Here is a 15,875-nt window from a genome sequence, read left to right as displayed (position 1 = left end):
CGTGGTTTTTTAGAACCGATCTGCTCAGCTATCTCGGGACTCTGCAATCCAGAGAGAATTCTTCAAGCATCAGTTATCTGGTATGTATGAAAATGTACGCGTTCTGCCTCGTGGCAACGGACGCTTCACAATATGAAAACACTCTTGGCGGACACCGGAAACACGGGAGTGTTCTAGGCAGCCAACTCTTCGTAAACTGACAATGTGTCCGCCAGCATTTTCGATTTCAAATACGGGTGTTCGCTGGGGACTTTGATTTCACTTTGGATCATCTTTTGAATTTGTTGCGCAGCTGATTCGAGATTACCCGCCGGGACGAGTCCTTCCGGGAAAACGTTTCGGAGAATCTCTCCGGTCCCGCCGTGATCGTACCCGACAACAGGGACACCCATCGTGAGCGCTTCAACCGTTGTTCTTCCGAAGGCTTCTGGAGGGTTGGATGTGAGGGACAGGACAACATTCGAGACCGAATAGATTTCTCGGATTTCTGAACGATGACCAGCAAAGATGATGTGCTGTTCCAGATTTCGTCGAGCCACTTCTTTTCGGATCTCTTCTGCGTACTGGGCACGTCGAGGATCGACGCCTCCCACGATGAGTGCTCTGATCTCTGGGATGTGATTCCGTAACCGATCGATGATTTCGATCAGATCCTGATGCCCTTTCAGTCGGGTCATGCGACCAATTAAAGAGATGACCGGGCGACCAACAAGTTCTGGGAACTCTTCAAACCAAGCCTGCTTCCACTCTTGTGATGGCTGAAAACCTCTCGGGAAATCAAGCGGATCGATGCCGCGCGGGATCAGAGTGATGGCATCGCTTTCGATTTTTGAATAGTTCGTTTGCAAATAATCGCGAACGGTTTCTGAGATCGCGATGACACGTTCTCCTTTGGTCATCACTTCGCTGTATCGATTGACGCTATACAATCCATGAGCAGTGGTCACAAAGTGCGGACGTCTCTGCTGATTCATCCCTTTCCAGGCAAGGTAAGCAATCCAGGCAGGGATTCTTGATCTGGCGTGAACGACATCAACTTTGTTTTTGATTAAGAAATTGCGAAGCGGCCAGACCCAACGCAAACTGAGAGGAGATTTCGCACGGATGTTCCACTCGATATGCTCCGCCCCGTGGCTGTGCAATTGCTCTACGAGTCGGCCACCTGCTGAGATCACAATCGATCGATGTCCTTGGCGGACTAATTCTTGAGAAAGTTCAATCGTTCCACGTTCGACCCCTCCACCGTTTAATTCGGGGATCATTTGAACGATTGTGAGTTTTCGTGCAGGCATTCCTTTGCCATTCCATTTCAAATGTCGTGAATCTCTCAGGATTAGCCGGTCACTTGTGCCATGACGGACTTCCTCAGTCTTTGAGAAATCAAGTTCAGGGGCTCGAAACAGTCGCCAAAACAGGCTGGCTGATTCAGGCTTCGCTAAGCGAAGACATTCTCATTCATCGGGAACGTACTGGAAAATTGTAAAATTGGTCAATATGGGCTCGAAGTGGGCGGAATATTGTGAGGACCAGCTTTCGGTTTGCTCACCACCGTTCGGCCTGCTCAACGGAAGGAATTCGCCGCGAAGCGGTCACTGCAGGAATTGTTGATTCCAACGTTGATTCCAACGTCGAGGGAGATGACCAAGTCAAAAGCCTTGCAAAACATCCATAAGCGACTTTTGAGTCTTTGGGGATTGTTTTATCATCCACTTTTTCAACGTTGATTGACCTCAGAGGAAATTCGATGACACGCACACTTGCTCTTGTCTTACTGCTGTTTTCTGTGGGGAGGCAATCTGTTTCGGCGGACGATGTCTCGGAAACCTACTTTCTCTGGCCAGATGCTGCCGCAGGAGCATCGACCTCAGAAATCGGGAGGATTCTCCCCGCCCGAGAAAACGAAGATCCCCCCGCGATTCGAATCACTGATATTGAATATCCCTTCATCAAACGTTTCGACCCTGATTCAAGTCAGAAGAATGGGACGTCGGTCCTGATCCTGCCCGGCGGTGGCTACAGCTATGATGTAGTAGGCAAGGAAGGTGCAGAGGTTGCGGAGTGGTTCAATTCAATGGGGGTGACGGCATTTGTGCTTTATTACCGGTCTCCAACTCGTAAGTTGAAGCAGGATTGGCTGATGCCAGTTCAAGATGCTCAACGCGCCGTTCGATGGATTCGGTCACATGCGAAAGAATGGGGGCTCGACCCACAGCGAGTCGGCTCAATCGGGTTCTCAGCGGGTGGAAACGCAGTCGCGATTGCTTCGACGAAAATGGATGTCGAGAGTCGATTTGAGAAACGGGACGAGATCGACAAAGCCTCTGCACGACCAGATTTTATAATGCTGATCTACCCCTGGAAATTGCTTAATGCGGATGAATCAGGACTTCGAGCAGAAGTTGTAGTCGACAAGCAGACATCCCCAACGTTTCTTATTCATGCACATAATGACGGGGTGACGTCGCTGAGTAGTGTCGAATATTACAAAGCGATGAAGCAACTCGGGCTTCCCGCAGAGCTTCACATCTTCGAAAGCGGAGGTCATGGGTACGGGCTGCGAAAGGTCGAAGGAGCCAACGTCCACACTTGGCCCGAGAAAGCCGAGGCTTGGATGAGGGGACGAGGCTTGTTGAAGAAGTGAGTGATTTAAGAATACGACACATCTCGCCGGACACATTTTGTGTCCGGCGAAGTTTCTTCATCAATCACCCTCAAAGACTATCGCAGCCATTTCCTCAAGACTTGAAGCCCCCTTCGATGAGAGTTTCTCGCACGAGTTCTTCTGGGACATCTTCGACAAGTTCGACGTGTCCGAGACGTGTCGGCAAGACGAAGCGAAGTTTGCCGCCGACGGTTTTCTTGTCGAGTTTCATGCGGCCGATGATTTCTTCAACAGAAATTCTTTCCGGCGACGTCACATTCAGCGGGAGTCCGACCGCATCCAGCAGTCCGATTTGTTGGTCGGTAAGTTGCTGCTCGATTCGCCCCATCTTCTCTGCGAGTCGACTGGCGTAGACGATTCCGATCGAGACAGCTTCTCCATGAAGAAGTTCGCCGTATCCGGTTAAAGCTTCGAACGCATGGCAATAGGTGTGCCCGTAGTTCAGAACAGCTCGGAGTCCGGTCCGCTCGTATTCGTCTTGTTCGACGACTTGAGCTTTGAGTTCGCAGCTACGCGAAATTGCAGCTCGCAGGACCGTCTCTTCCCGCTGTTGAATCGGACCGATGTTCTGCTCAAGAAACGCAAAGAATTCTTCATCAAGGATCACGCCATACTTAATGACCTCTGCCCAGCCAGCTTTGTATTCTCGGTCAGGAAGTGTTTTGAAAGTCTGGGTATCGATCAAGACACCGAGTGGTTGATGAAAAGCGCCGATGAGGTTTTTCGCCTGGGGATGATTGATACCGACTTTTCCGCCGACGGAACTGTCTACATCTGCGAGGAGAGTCGTGGGGATTTGAACAAAGGGTAATCCTCGATTGAACGTGGCTGCCATGAACCCTGCTGAATCACCAACGACACCACCTCCAATGGCGATCACAACGGTCCGCCGATCTGCTCGAAACTCCACAAGGGAGTCCCAAGCTTTGGAAATGACCTCTATACTTTTCGAGGTCTCTCCCGGCTCCATCGTGAACGTGGTCGTTCTCCATCCTTGTGATTCCAGGCTCTGCGAGACAGCCTCGGCGTAGCTGGTGACGTTCTGATCGGTGACCAGAAAAGCTGATGGGTGCTCTCTCTCTCCAGCTTTCGCAACCAACCAGGGATGAATGATCTCGGCTGTCTGCTTCAGTAAACCTTGTCCAATCAGGATCTCGTAGCTTCGATCTCCCAGGTTCACAGGGACGTGAGATGTTTCTTGGTTCGACATAACAAATCGTTCGTGGAGATTGCTGGAGGAAGCCGATGAAGCACCGACTCAAAATAAAAAAGGCTGTGATGCTGGAGGGTACTCCACGACATCACAGCCTCAGGTTGTCTATTGAACTCGAAGGTTATCGAGTCTCAGCGAAAATTACCAATCGCAAAGATTACCAGCCGTAGTATCTGCCATATCCGTATGAGCCACAAGTTCCGAAGCCACAGCTATGCCGTTTGAACGGGCAAAGTGGTCCAAGAAGACCGCAGCTTCGAACGCCACAGGCTTTGTGAGTTTTGTGCGAAAAGCAGCCCGGCTGATAGGCGACGGTTGTGGAGCAACAAGTTGGAGCACAAGCAGTTGGGGCACAAGTGGAGCAGCTGTCTGTGACGACTGGTCCCGATGTTCCACAAGTGCTGCATCCAGTTCCGGCATAAGCAGGGGCGTAACCGACGTACTGAACTGAAATAGGATTTGTGTAGAACGATTGTTGGTAGGCGTAAGGACGGTAATCAGACCAGCCACCGTAGTAGCTGCGATAGTTGTAGCTGTACCCAGTGTATGGAGTCACTCCACGGTATCCGTAGTAACTTCCGTACGGACGATGTGAATATCGCGCTCCATAATTGTAATAATCATGGAAATACCCAGAAGAGTATCGAGCGCTTGAGGAAAAACACCATCCGCCGGCATCAACTTCCTGAGTCTCTACCGAGAGAAACAGCGCAAACACCAGGCAGCTGGCTGCCAGGGAGGAAAAACGATACATGGGTGTGTGCCTTTTTTGAAACGTAATTTTGTGAACATAGAGGATTACTTCAATGTTAAAATGGGCAAAATGGAAAAGCAATAAAACTCTTGCAAATTTTGCATTTCGCCAAAAATCTCTAATCCTTTGCTACGCATTGTTCGTATCGCAAGGGAAGTATCACATCAGTTTTTGATGCAAAACAGGAGAGGAATCGAGATTGTTGGTTCAATTTGGATTTGGCGAGCCTTTGAATTCCTCTCTTCAAGGCTGTTGAAAAGTGTTGACAAGTTCGGGGCAGAAAGAGACAACAACTGAGTGTTCCACTCGCTTTTGGTCCCTCTTTTTATGAAAGAGTTCCGTTAATTACCTGAATCACTTGTGAAGCCAACTGGTCTGCTCACTTGAGTTGGATAGACATCTCTCATCAGAATGAGGGGCAGACAAAAGTTTCTGTTGTTGCACTCATCAAAAATGAGCAGTTCAGGAATGAGCAGTTCAGCAAAATCACCTCATCACTCAAGTCTGGAATCTCATCTTCAGACTGAAGCACCCAAACCCGAAGCTAGCGACTATGTTCAAGAGGATCTTCTTTACTGTAAGTTTGAGTTTGAGTCTGGCGGTAACAGCTGTCGCTCAGGATTCCCCACTGGAACTCTTCCATAAAGATGTCGACGTTGTCCTTCGTCTCGCCGAGCCAGATAAAACGACGGAAAACATCGTTGCCTTAGTAAATGGCGCACAGCCAGGCTTTGGGGAAATTGCACGGGGGGCAATCCTTGAAAACTTGGGGAAAGCGATCTCAAACCCCACGCTCACAGGGGCGGATCAGTCGCGAGACTGGCATGTCGGAATTTTCACAAACGGTCAGGATGAGCCGTCAGTTGTCTTCGCGATCCCAACAGTTGAAGCGGATGATTTTGTCAGTGCACTCGGAGATGGCTTCGATTCATCGGTCCACGGAAAATATGTCCTCTACACAGATAAAGGGACTGTGCCAGATGTTCCCGAGGCTGCCAATTCGTTGGCAAAAGAGATGAGTGAGAAAACGAAAGCTGCTTTTGACATGGGGGAAATTTCGCTTCACGTCAACTCGAAGCACCTCGTCAACAGTTATCGCGATGAGTTGAGTACGGCTTACGATCAGGTGTTGGAAGGCCTGAACCAAATTCGATTTGCCATGCCTCAAGATTCCGGAATCAACATTGGTCCGATCATCGAATTGTACGGGACTCTGGCGGAGCATCTCTTTCAAAGCGTGCGAGATTCGAAGTCTTTGACCATTGCAGTCTCTCTGGGAGCAAAGGGAGTTCGGATTGAAGAGTACACAGAATTCACCAAAGCGAGCAAAACCGCCAAGCTTTTGACAGCTCACCCCACTGCTGGAATGGCTGACCTTGTGAAACTTCCGAAAGATGCAGTTGCCTATTACGGGCTGAGCGGTGGGTTGGAAGAATCGATCAAATGGAGCATGGATTTGACTGCAGGCATGTCTCAGGACGCTGACGTTCGTGAGAACCTGCAAAAAGTTTTTTCTGATCTCGATGAAGTTGAATTCGGCGTCATGGTCGGAAGCATCGCAATTGGAAACTCAGCAGACGGTCTATTTCAGGTCGCGGGGATTGCGGATGTGAAGCCAATGGACAAATTCAAGTCCTACATGCGGAACAGCATCGGAGCGATGAAAGAGCTGAAGATGCCGGGGATGACTCAAACCAGTGAAATTGCAGAAGATGCAGAAACCTACGGTGATTACAAAGCGGACGTTGTGACGATCAAGCAGGAGTTCGATGAAGACTCGCCACAAGCTGAAATGCAGTCAAGAATGCAGAAAGTGCTGTTTGGGTCAAATGGCATGCAGTCCCGTGTGATCTACATGGAAGATCGATACTTGACTGTAATGGGAGGAGGACCGGAAGCGACCAAGAGTGCTGTTGCCGGGTTGAGTAGTTCGAGCAACACACAGATTGAAAAACCTCGCGAGATCCTGATGAAGGAAGCCAATTTCATTGGTTTGCTCGATCTTCCCGGAGGAGTCGCAGCCGGGCTGAAAGCAGCATCTGAGATGGATGAGTTCCCACTTCCAGTGGATGCACAGATGGTCGATAATCTGAATCTCACTCCCTCTTTCATTGGCTTGGGAATCGCCATTGAAGAAGACGCAATTCGTTGCCGAACAGATATCCCGATGGAACAGATTCAGGGAATCTCTAAACTCGCGATTCTGTTCATCGGAATGCAAAACCGTCTGTAACAGCCGTTGATTCTCAGTGACATGTCGAAGCAGCACACTTTATTGTGTGCTGCTTTTTTTATGGTTCGACGAACAGTAGTGGGGGCGTCGCCGTCTCGGTGGCCCGGGAGATTCCCTTTCGACTGGCAATGCTGGATCATCCTCGCGTAAACTGCTTTCCGCCAGAGATTTTCTGGTTTCGCTTCTTGGTCGGTGATTGAGAAAGCTGTGCCGATCGAGTTCACTGAGTATTTCAACGTTTGAATCCAAGCATGAAACGAATTGCTGTTTACGCCGGAACATTTGATCCAGTCACACTGGGGCACGAAGATATTGCGATCCGAGGAGCAGCACTCTTCGACGAAATGGTGATCGGTATCGGGATCAATCCCGATAAGCAACCGCTTTTCGCACCTGAGGAACGTCAAGAGTTGATGCAGGAAATCTTCCGCGAAACGAGCAACGTGACCGTCAAATGCTTCACCGGGTTGACCGTCGATTTTGCACGATCGGTCGGAGCAAACGTTATGGTCAGAGGGGTGCGGACCGTCTCAGATATTGATACGGAATTCACCATGGCTTTGGCGAATCACACGATTGCACCCGATTTAGAGACTGTCTTTCTCATGGCAGCAGAGTCGTACTCGCATATTTCAAGTACGTTGATCAAACAAATTGCGTTTATGGGACAAGGCAAAAGTGCTGAGCAACTCAGGAAGTTCGTACCGGAACCTGTGATGGCTCCGCTCCTCGATAAAGTCCGCAACAGCGGATAACTGATTGAGCACTTTCGTGTTTCTCGTGTTTGCGAGACTGTTCACGTAATTTTTTTCAAAATAGCTCTCGTCTCATTTCTCCGGTCACAACGCATTGTTCGGAAAATGAAAGGGCACTTGCAATTCAGGCAGCTACCTTTTCTTGCTGTTCCGCCAGTTTTTTTGCCTGTTCGGAAGCCTTCTTTCCAGCAGAAGTAATGCGGTATAAGAGCCCTTCTTCGCGCCCTTCCAGCTGAAACGTCAACCACCCATAAGCGATGAGTTGACCATGGATCCAGGAGAGTTCGTCGGCATCAGTTTCATCGAGAGAAGTGATTCGACCGACCCAGCGAGTTCCTTGCTCATCTTCCAGGCGTTCTTGCCCTGCTTGGATGATCAATTCGTTGTAAGTCTCCAGGACTTTCATCCAGAGAGGCTGATCGACAAGTTGTTCCAGTTCTGCGATATCCATGCTGACGAGTATCGGATGAACTCGTCAGAAGTCTCGACGATCAGCCTGCCAAGAGGTGCGACCGTTACAATCGGAAAAGAAAGCCATTCCCACATTCTGCAAAACAATTGATCTGAGGGGGCTTCTTGTCCGGGAACATCTATAATTCTCGCACTATGAAAAATGGATTCCTGGGTTTTGATGCGTCCTTCATGTTGGACTTTGTGGTAAGTGCTCTCGTGCTTATCGTGCCGATCCTGCTGTACAGCTTATATGTTGTCAAAGTTCAGAAGAATTTCACGCTCCACCGGAATCTTCAGATCGTTTTGGGAGTTGTGCTTCTTGTCGCTGTCGCTGCTTTTGAGATCGATACACAACTTGTCCATGGTGGCTGGGAAAACATTGTCAATAAGAATCCAGACGAACCACGGTTGACTGGCGCAGCCTATCTCTCTGTCCAGCGGATTCTGAGGTTTCATCTGATCTTTGCAATCACGACCCCTTTTCTTTGGGTCATCACTTTGGTTTATGCCCTGCGGAAATTCCCCAATCCTCCGCAGCCAGGTGTGCACAGCAAGCTTCACTCGACTCTCGGGTGGCTTTCCGTCATTGATATCGTGATGACCTCGGTGACTGGATTGTGGTTCTATTACGCTGCATTCGTTGCTTGAAGCGGCCCGAATTTGCCCGGCTGATTTGCAAGTTCTACAAGGACAAATTGTCGAATGGTAAATCTTGCCGATTGATCTTGGATGAAGAAACATGATCCGCCTATACTCGGATCTCGCTCAGGGAATGGGCGGTTCAGGCAGATACAAGGCAACGCGCAACGCATGGAGGCACAGCGTGGATAAATTTCTCATCGTCGGAGTGGATACGGTCGCAGGAGCAAATTTGGCACTTTCTCTGGCTGAGAAATACCACGTAACGACTTGGCATCCCGAAGAAAAATTCGATGTCGTCAATTGCGATGCTCTCGATCCCACTGATTCCCCGTGTGCTGCCATCGAAAATGCTGCTCCGGACTGGGTGATTTATTGTGGACCCGAGTCCCGCTCATCATGGGATCCGACGACAAAAGGTCTGATCAACGAGACCATCGTTGAGAACGCCGGAGAATGGGCCAACGCCAGTACGAAGGCCAACGTTCGATTCCTGATGATTTCTTCGGACAGCCTCTTTACAGGGCCATGGATGTTCCACGACGAGCAAAGTCTGGGGCATTGCCAAAGCGTTGAAGCTGTGACGATTCGAGCAGCGGAAGAAGCTGTTCGACTTGCCTCACCGCACGCACTGATCATGAGAACAAATGCCTATGGGTGGTCTGCCGATCCTTCTCGGAACGGTTGGATCGAAAATCTTCTTGCAGAAGTCGAGATGCGACGAGTCGTTGAACAGGATTCGATCCGTCACGCGACTCCAATTTTGATCACGGATCTGACAGCCATAATTGAGCGTGCCTGTCTGGAGAATCTGTCTGGGACATACCATGTCGCAGGAGCAGAACGTGTCAGCCCGCTGAACTTCACTCAACGACTCTCGGACCTGTTTGAACTTCCCTGGCTGGCAATCAAAAAAGAGACGACACTCACCGAAGTTCCTCAAGACTTCGCGTCGGGGGAATGCTCGCTGCAAACGAAAGAAATTCGTAAAGCCCTGTGCGTTGCGATGCCTCTTCTTTCAGAAGGTCTTCAACGTCTCCACGAACAGTCGGTAAATGGTTACCGCGATAAGCTGGTTGGAAATCGCAACTACAAGGCGATCTCACGAGTTGCATAACTCGGCCTCTTTTAAGAGCTTTCTTGAAACTAATGGCGGCGTTCTGCTTCGTGAATGTGGGCGATTTCCCTCATGAAAAGCACTCTCGGAAGAGAGGGCGGTGATTGACAACGCTCTCAAATAGATTCAAAAACTCCACTCGTCAGGAACGATTCGTTCCAGGCGATGTGGAGTTTTTTGGTTGAGTGGGAAAGAAGTCGATCGCCTTCGTGTTTTATTACGCGAATGGAGAAATGACGGTCTGCCCCATGGCGAGCAGTCTCATGAGATCATGAAAGCAATCTTCACTGGTACGACGAGTATTGAAAATGCTCTCTAAAAATCCATCACTGTTCGGGCGACAAGCAGTGTGATCGCGGTGACCAAAATTGAGCCAATAATGTTGAGGGTGATTCCGTAGCGAATCATGGATTTGATTGGCACAAGGTTCGAGCCAAAGATGATGGCGTTAGGAGGTGTTGCAATTGGCAGCATGAATGCACAGCTGGCCGAAACTGTTGCAGGGATCAAAAGCAGACGAGGGTCGATTTCCAACTGAGCTGCCATGGCTGCGAGTGTTGGTAGAAGTGTGTTGACTGTGGCGACATTGGTTGTAAATTCGGTGAGGAATGTGACCATCACGCAAACTCCAAAGATCAGGACAATTGTCGGCTGACCTGTGAAAAACTCAGAGAATGCCTTTCCTAGCCAGTCGGAAAGACCGGTCGACTGAAAACCTGCCGCCATAGCGAATCCGCTACCGATGAGCAGAATCATTCCCCATGGAAGCGACTTTTCTGCGATCTCCCAAGTGAGGACAGGTGAGCGATTTCCACTCTCGTCAGGTTCTCCGGGGATCAGGAACAGCAACGATGCCATCGCAATCGCCACTGTTGAATCCTGAATCATCGTCCGTAGAAAATTGAGATCTGCGTGAAATTGTGCTCCCACCCAAATGACAAAGCTGGGCCAGTCGGGAAGGATTTGCACTGATTCAAGCTTCAAGGGTTTTCGTAACATCCACAGCAATGCTGTGCAGGTGAAAATTACAAAGACACGTTTTTCCGTTCCGGAGGCTGGGCCAAGGTTTCGTAATTGATCTCGGAAGAAAACTTTGCTCAATCGCTCCGCATTAGGGAGTGGCTTAATTCCGGTCGTCATGACAGCACCCGTTGCTATAAGCATGAGGATGCTGAGGGGAAGGAAAGAAGCCATCCATTCGACCATTGAGAGGCTTTCAAAGCCTAAGGGGACAAACGTTTTGTCCCAGAAGCCGAGGAAACTGACGTTTGTCGGTGTGCCAACGAAGGTTGAAAGCCCCCCAATACTAGAGGCATAGGCAATTCCCAAGAGGACTGGAATCGTCAACTCGTCAATGGCATCTGAAGAACCATCGTGGTTCGAGAGCAGCACTGCTTCGCGCAAGGTTGATAAGAGCGCCAAGGCGATCGGGAGCATCATCATGGTTGTCGCAGTGTTGCTGATCCACATCGAGAGTGAAGCAGATGCGAGCATGAATCCGAACACGATCCGGCGAGGGCTGCTTCCGACTCTGCTGATAATGTGCAGCGCGATTCGTTTGTGAAGTCCGCATTGTTCGATGGCGAGGGCAATCGCGAATCCGCCCAGATACAAAAAGACGTTGTGGTTTGCGTACGGCAGGCTGACATCTTTGGCGGAGAGAATCCCAAAGAGCGGGTAAGCTGCAATCGGAATTAAGCTCGTGACGGCGATTGAGACTGGTTGAGCCAGCCAGAAAACTGCCATGAAAATGGTGATGGCGGCCAGTCGTTGAGCTTCGATTGGCATTCCGGTTGGAGTTGGCATCAACCAGATGATGGAGAAAAGAACCGCAGCAGTTGCGACCGAAAGCCACCTTCGCGATGACGACTTTGCCGATTGAGAAGCATTCGGATTCGGCATAGACGAGTCAGATTAGTTGAAGGGATATCGTTTTCGTGACATGTTCGGCGTCGTTTCAGTCGAGCAATCAGAAAAGAACATTCTGTCGCCCGTTCTCTGTACCTGCTTGCGAAATGCGCTGGTTGTGGGTGCCTGTTGACTCTCCGGGACAATGGTCCCGGGCTACGATGGGACAGGAATCCGCTTTTGGTTTTCACGTTCTGTCTTGTGGCGAGCAGCCGGGGAAGTCTTGAAAATCATCATCCCTGGCACAACACGCCCCGAGCAGGACATGCGTCGAAACGCTCTAGTGTGAGTCCTCTTGCGGTTCAGGATCTTTGAAGCAACAAAATCGGTCGCAAGCACCTGACAACTGAACTGTTCCGCAGAGAAATGCGATCACAACCAAGCTGGTGACATAGATGGCTTTACCAGGGGCATTGCTCACTTTGAGACCGTACAGGTAGTGGTATCCCCCCTCTGGGACAGAGATCACGCTCCAGATGAGAACCGCCATCAATGCCGTGAGGATCACACCGATGATCCCCCCTTTTTCCAGGATGGGATACAGTTGTCGCCAGTTGACCGCACACAACCAGAAGGCGATCCAGGCGAGAAGAGGGACCCATGGAGAGACAAATTGCACCAAATCGACCACTAATTGACCGAGGGCAATGACAACATTCCAGATTGATTGGAGAACGTCCATCAGTATTTCCAGCAGATGTCTTAAGGAGCGCAAATCTGTTTTCCACTCTTCCCATCTTTCTGGGAAATGCTCCGTGGATCAGGATTTGGGTTGTTTCTTCTTTCTGAAGATCCAAAGGTTCGCGAATTTGAGGCTCTGTTTCAAGTCTCTTGCCTCAAGAAATCAAGCCGTTCCTGAACCCGATAAGCGGCCGTTTTAGTGAGTCGGTCACACGAAGTACCCTGCTAACCTTTCCTTCAGATGGGTGAGCTGGATAGGATATGACGCTAAGGATTTGAGTCCCAAAGCCAGGACTGTACAACCAAGGAATGAAAATGACGGCTGAGAACAGCGGCGCAATTACAAAACTCAGTAAAGCCTACAGCGATATTCGCGAGCAGATGTCTAAAATCATCGTGGGGCAGGAAGACGTTATTGACCAATTGCTGATTGCTTTGTTCAGCCGCGGTCATTGTCTGCTGGAAGGAGTTCCTGGGCTGGCGAAGACATTGATGATTAACTCGCTGGCACAATGTTTGTCGATGAGCTTTTCAAGAATCCAGTTCACGCCCGATCTGATGCCTGCTGACATCACCGGGACTGATGTGCTCTCGGTTAATCAGGAAACCGGCGAACGGGAATTCCGATTTATCCAGGGGCCGATTTTCCACAACGTCGTCTTGGCAGATGAGATCAACCGAACGCCACCAAAAACGCAGGCTGCGCTTCTGGAAGCGATGCAGGAGCATCAAGTGACTGTCGGGCAGACCCGGCATAAGCTGAACGCTCCTTTCTTCGTCTTGGCAACGCAGAACCCGATTGAGCAGGAAGGGACGTACCAGCTTCCGGAAGCACAACAAGACCGATTCATGTTCAAGGTATTCGTTGACTATCCGAGCTTCGACGAGGAAAAACTGATCGCCAAAGCGACAACCGGGAATGTGAAATCCGAGATCACACCCGTTCTGACTGGCGAAGAGATTCTGGAACTGCAGTCGATTGTTCGAGACGTTCCCGTTAGCGATCATCAAGTCGACTATGCGTTGGCTCTGGTGCGGCAAACACGTATTGGTCAGGAAGGGGTTCCCGATTTTGTGAACGAATGGATCAGCTGGGGAGCCGGACCAAGAGCGGTTCAATATCTTCTGCTCGGTTCCAAAGCGCGGGCGTTGCTCAACGGTCGTACGAACGTTTCCACTGAAGATATCGCGGCTCTCGCCGGGCCGATTCTGCGTCACCGCATCGTGACGAACTTCTCAGCAGAGAGTGAAGGGATCACGACCGACGACGTTATTGAACGACTCGTGAAGGAAACTCCCGACAAAGACGGCGAACTGACTTCCGATCCTCGTTTGAAGAAAATGTTTGCTCCACCGGCAACCGCGAGTTAATTCCGATCTCGCTCACAGTGTTCGATCTCGCTCGCTGTGAAGTGAGCGTTGAGTGAAAGCGAACAGGTTATTTCCTAATCTTAATCCCGACTTCAACGTGCCAAAGTCTCCCGATCAAATCCTGCCATCAGATGCCATCTCCCGAATCTCTCGTCTTGAGGTTCAGGCGCGGAAAATCGTGGAAGGATTTCTTTCCGGTCAACATCGCAGCCCGTACTTCGGTCAGTCGATTGAATTTGTTCAGCACCGTGAATACGCACCCGGCGACGATATTCGGCACGTCGACTGGAAAGTCTGGTCGAAGACGGACAAGTATTACATTAAGCAGTTCGAGGAGGAGACGAACCTCCGCACGACTCTCCTGGTCGATGCCAGCGAGTCGATGCAGTTTGGATCGGGCGAACTCACAAAATATGATTACTCGTGCTCCATCGCAGCCTGTCTGACATATCTGTTGCTGCGTCAGCAGGATGCGGTCAGCCTTTCCGTCTTCGATGAAGAGATCCGGCTTCGGGCCCCCTCACGAAGTCGGCACAATCACCTCGGAACTATTTTGTCTGTTCTGGCGGAAGAACATGCTGCTAAGAAAACCAGCATGTACAAGCTGCTCCGTACTGTTGCTGATGAGAAAAACGAACGCGGAATGGTCGTCGTGATCTCCGACCTGTTTGTGCCTGTTGAAGATCTCTTCAAGGGGCTGCGAATGCTCAAAAAACGTGGGCACGAAGTTCTGCTCTTTCACATCCTTGATGATCAGGAACTCGACTTCGAATATTCCGGAACGACACGTTTTGAAGGCCTCGAAGATGCCGGTGAGTTGACGTGCGATCCGAAGTCGCTTCGAGATGGATATCGGGCAGCGATGGATTCGTTTCTCGATGAAATCCGTCGGCGCTGTTCACGAAATATGATCGATTATCAAACGATCCGCACCAGCGAGCCTCTCGATGCTGTGCTCCGGCACTACATGAACCACCGCGTCGGACTCCGTGGAACCTCGCGATGACAAAAGAAGAGGCGAGGCGCCGTCAGTCTTTCTGTGTTTTGTAGCGAGTGCTGGCTTGTTGCAGGAATTTTTTCTCCGCTTCGGAGAGGGAGTCCATTCCTGCGGTGTTGATCTTCTCCAGCAGGGCGTCCACCTTCTGTGAAGTCTCAGCTCGGGTCTGTGCTTCTTTGATGCGGCGTTTTTCTTCTCGTCGCTGACGCCAGCGTTCCACCATGCTGAGTTGCGGTTCGCGCTCTTCTTCGAACAGTCCGTATTCGTCTTCGCTCGACATTCCATACTCAAAACCCAGCTCGCCAAATTGCTGTGCGAACACGGCATTCATGTGAGCCTGAAGACCGAATGTCATTAACAGAAATCCGATGAACACGATTTCTGTCGATTCCATAAACGTTCCTGAGATTGCCAGGATCAGGCAAATTGCCATGCTCGCATAAAGGGTTCCAATGCGAGCCGTTCCGCGGTCCCAATACAACTTGGAAATCGAAAATGCGATTTGTCCCCCATCAAGTGGGTGGATCGGCAACAGGTTTAAAACGAGCAGTTTGAAGTTCAGTGAGAACATCAAAACAAAGACACTGTTGATCGCCGTTGTGAAGTTTGAAAGTGAGAAGTCGAGATGCGGCAGAACAATTGGATGCAGAGAATCCCAAAAAACTCCAGCAGAGAGGACAGCTGGCAAGCAGATCAGGCAAATCAGGGCGTTGGAAATTGGGCCAGCTGCGGTTGTCCAGAATTCAGATCGAAAATTTGGACCCGGCGAAACAAACGCTAAACCGCCCAAGGGCCACATCAGGATTTCATCTCCTTCGCCACCGGTCGCCCTGGCTCCAAAGACGTGAGCGAATTCGTGAATCAGGATGCTGATAAACAGAATTGCAGACGCCCACAGCCCAATCACGATCGGGAGCCGCAGGCAGAGAATCAGAATCAATACGAGGAACCATACACTCATCCTGACCGTTACGCCGAAATATCGACCTAACGAGAAACCGAGAATCAGTGGTGATTGGCGAATATCCATACAAGAATTTGGTGTCGATCCTGAACTGGTTCAAAAACTCCTGATGGAAATCGTATCACGCT

General features: G+C 50.2%; 15 protein-coding genes. 8 read left to right on the top strand and 7 right to left on the bottom strand.

Annotation, left to right across the window (positions count from 1 at the left end; all coding sequences use genetic code 11):
* Positions 1-173: 173 nt before the first annotated feature.
* A complete protein-coding gene (locus tag Mal48_RS18660) occupies positions 174-1,292 on the bottom strand; it encodes a glycosyltransferase family 4 protein (RefSeq protein ID WP_145203150.1) in 1,119 nt (372 codons plus the stop codon).
* A gap of 452 nt (positions 1,293-1,744) precedes the next feature.
* Here Mal48_RS18660 and Mal48_RS18655 point away from each other — a divergent pair, with 452 nt between their 5' ends.
* A complete protein-coding gene (locus tag Mal48_RS18655) occupies positions 1,745-2,641 on the top strand; it encodes an alpha/beta hydrolase (RefSeq protein WP_145203147.1) in 897 nt (298 codons plus the stop codon).
* A 94-nt stretch (positions 2,642-2,735) separates the two neighbouring features.
* Here the strand turns inward: Mal48_RS18655 and aroB are convergent, their stop codons facing one another.
* The gene (gene aroB, locus Mal48_RS18650) at positions 2,736-3,872 is read right to left on the bottom strand and encodes a 3-dehydroquinate synthase (protein WP_145203144.1); all 1,137 of its coding nucleotides are present in this window, start codon (positions 3,870-3,872) and stop codon (positions 2,736-2,738) included.
* Between the two features lie 35 nt (positions 3,873-3,907).
* Between aroB and Mal48_RS23380 the strand changes: the two genes are divergently transcribed.
* On the top strand, positions 3,908-4,045 hold the full coding sequence (locus Mal48_RS23380; protein ID WP_197441824.1) for a hypothetical protein: 138 nt from the start codon (positions 3,908-3,910) through the stop codon (positions 4,043-4,045).
* Here Mal48_RS23380 and Mal48_RS18645 read toward each other — a convergent pair.
* Positions 4,033-4,629 (bottom strand): hypothetical protein, encoded by a 597-nt coding sequence (locus tag Mal48_RS18645; protein ID WP_145203141.1) that lies wholly within the window; start codon positions 4,627-4,629, stop codon positions 4,033-4,035. The two genes, Mal48_RS23380 and Mal48_RS18645, sit on opposite strands and share 13 nt — an antisense overlap.
* 553 nt (positions 4,630-5,182) lie before the next feature.
* Between Mal48_RS18645 and Mal48_RS18640 the strand changes: the two genes are divergently transcribed.
* Positions 5,183-6,862: a hypothetical protein gene (locus Mal48_RS18640; RefSeq protein WP_145203139.1), complete on the top strand. Its 1,680-nt coding sequence runs from the start codon at positions 5,183-5,185 to the stop codon at positions 6,860-6,862.
* A gap of 251 nt (positions 6,863-7,113) precedes the next feature.
* Complete coding sequence (coaD, locus tag Mal48_RS18635) at positions 7,114-7,617, top strand: pantetheine-phosphate adenylyltransferase (RefSeq protein WP_145203136.1); 504 nt, start codon at positions 7,114-7,116, stop codon at positions 7,615-7,617.
* 124 nt (positions 7,618-7,741) lie between these two features.
* Here coaD and Mal48_RS18630 read toward each other — a convergent pair whose 3' ends face one another.
* Positions 7,742-8,068 carry a hypothetical protein gene (locus Mal48_RS18630; protein WP_145203133.1) on the bottom strand — a complete coding sequence of 109 codons (327 nt, stop codon included), beginning with the start codon at positions 8,066-8,068 and terminating at the stop codon, positions 7,742-7,744.
* Positions 8,069-8,259: 191 nt separating this feature from the next.
* Here Mal48_RS18630 and Mal48_RS18625 point away from each other — a divergent pair, with 191 nt between their 5' ends.
* On the top strand, positions 8,260-8,718 hold the full coding sequence (locus Mal48_RS18625; protein ID WP_231739710.1) for a DUF420 domain-containing protein: 459 nt from the start codon (positions 8,260-8,262) through the stop codon (positions 8,716-8,718).
* Between the two features lie 91 nt (positions 8,719-8,809).
* On the top strand, positions 8,810-9,826 hold the full coding sequence (locus Mal48_RS18620; protein ID WP_145203124.1) for a sugar nucleotide-binding protein: 1,017 nt from the start codon (positions 8,810-8,812) through the stop codon (positions 9,824-9,826).
* Positions 9,827-10,141: 315 nt separating this feature from the next.
* Here Mal48_RS18620 and Mal48_RS18615 read toward each other — a convergent pair whose 3' ends face one another.
* Positions 10,142-11,728: an SLC13 family permease gene (locus Mal48_RS18615; RefSeq protein WP_145203120.1), complete on the bottom strand. Its 1,587-nt coding sequence runs from the start codon at positions 11,726-11,728 to the stop codon at positions 10,142-10,144.
* 286 nt (positions 11,729-12,014) lie between these two features.
* A complete protein-coding gene (locus Mal48_RS18610) occupies positions 12,015-12,416 on the bottom strand; it encodes a hypothetical protein (RefSeq protein ID WP_145203117.1) in 402 nt (133 codons plus the stop codon).
* A gap of 308 nt (positions 12,417-12,724) precedes the next feature.
* Between Mal48_RS18610 and Mal48_RS18605 the strand changes: the two genes are divergently transcribed.
* Both Mal48_RS18605 and Mal48_RS18600 read left to right on the top strand, forming a co-directional pair.
* A complete protein-coding gene (locus Mal48_RS18605; protein ID WP_145203114.1) occupies positions 12,725-13,786 on the top strand; it encodes an AAA family ATPase in 1,062 nt (353 codons plus the stop codon).
* A gap of 97 nt (positions 13,787-13,883) precedes the next feature.
* Positions 13,884-14,792, top strand: a complete 909-nt coding sequence (locus Mal48_RS18600) for a DUF58 domain-containing protein (protein ID WP_231739704.1) — start codon at positions 13,884-13,886, stop codon at positions 14,790-14,792.
* Between the two features lie 22 nt (positions 14,793-14,814).
* Here Mal48_RS18600 and Mal48_RS18595 read toward each other — a convergent pair whose 3' ends face one another.
* Complete coding sequence (locus Mal48_RS18595; protein ID WP_197441823.1) at positions 14,815-15,744, bottom strand: site-2 protease family protein; 930 nt, start codon at positions 15,742-15,744, stop codon at positions 14,815-14,817.
* Between the last annotated feature and the right edge of the window lie 131 nt (positions 15,745-15,875).

The sequence above is a fragment of the Thalassoglobus polymorphus genome (assembly GCF_007744255.1).
In the GTDB taxonomy this organism is placed as follows: Bacteria; Planctomycetota; Planctomycetia; order Planctomycetales; family Planctomycetaceae; genus Thalassoglobus; species Thalassoglobus polymorphus.
The sequence above is the reverse complement of the archived record's forward strand: the minus strand, read 5'-3'. Positions and strand labels throughout refer to the sequence as shown.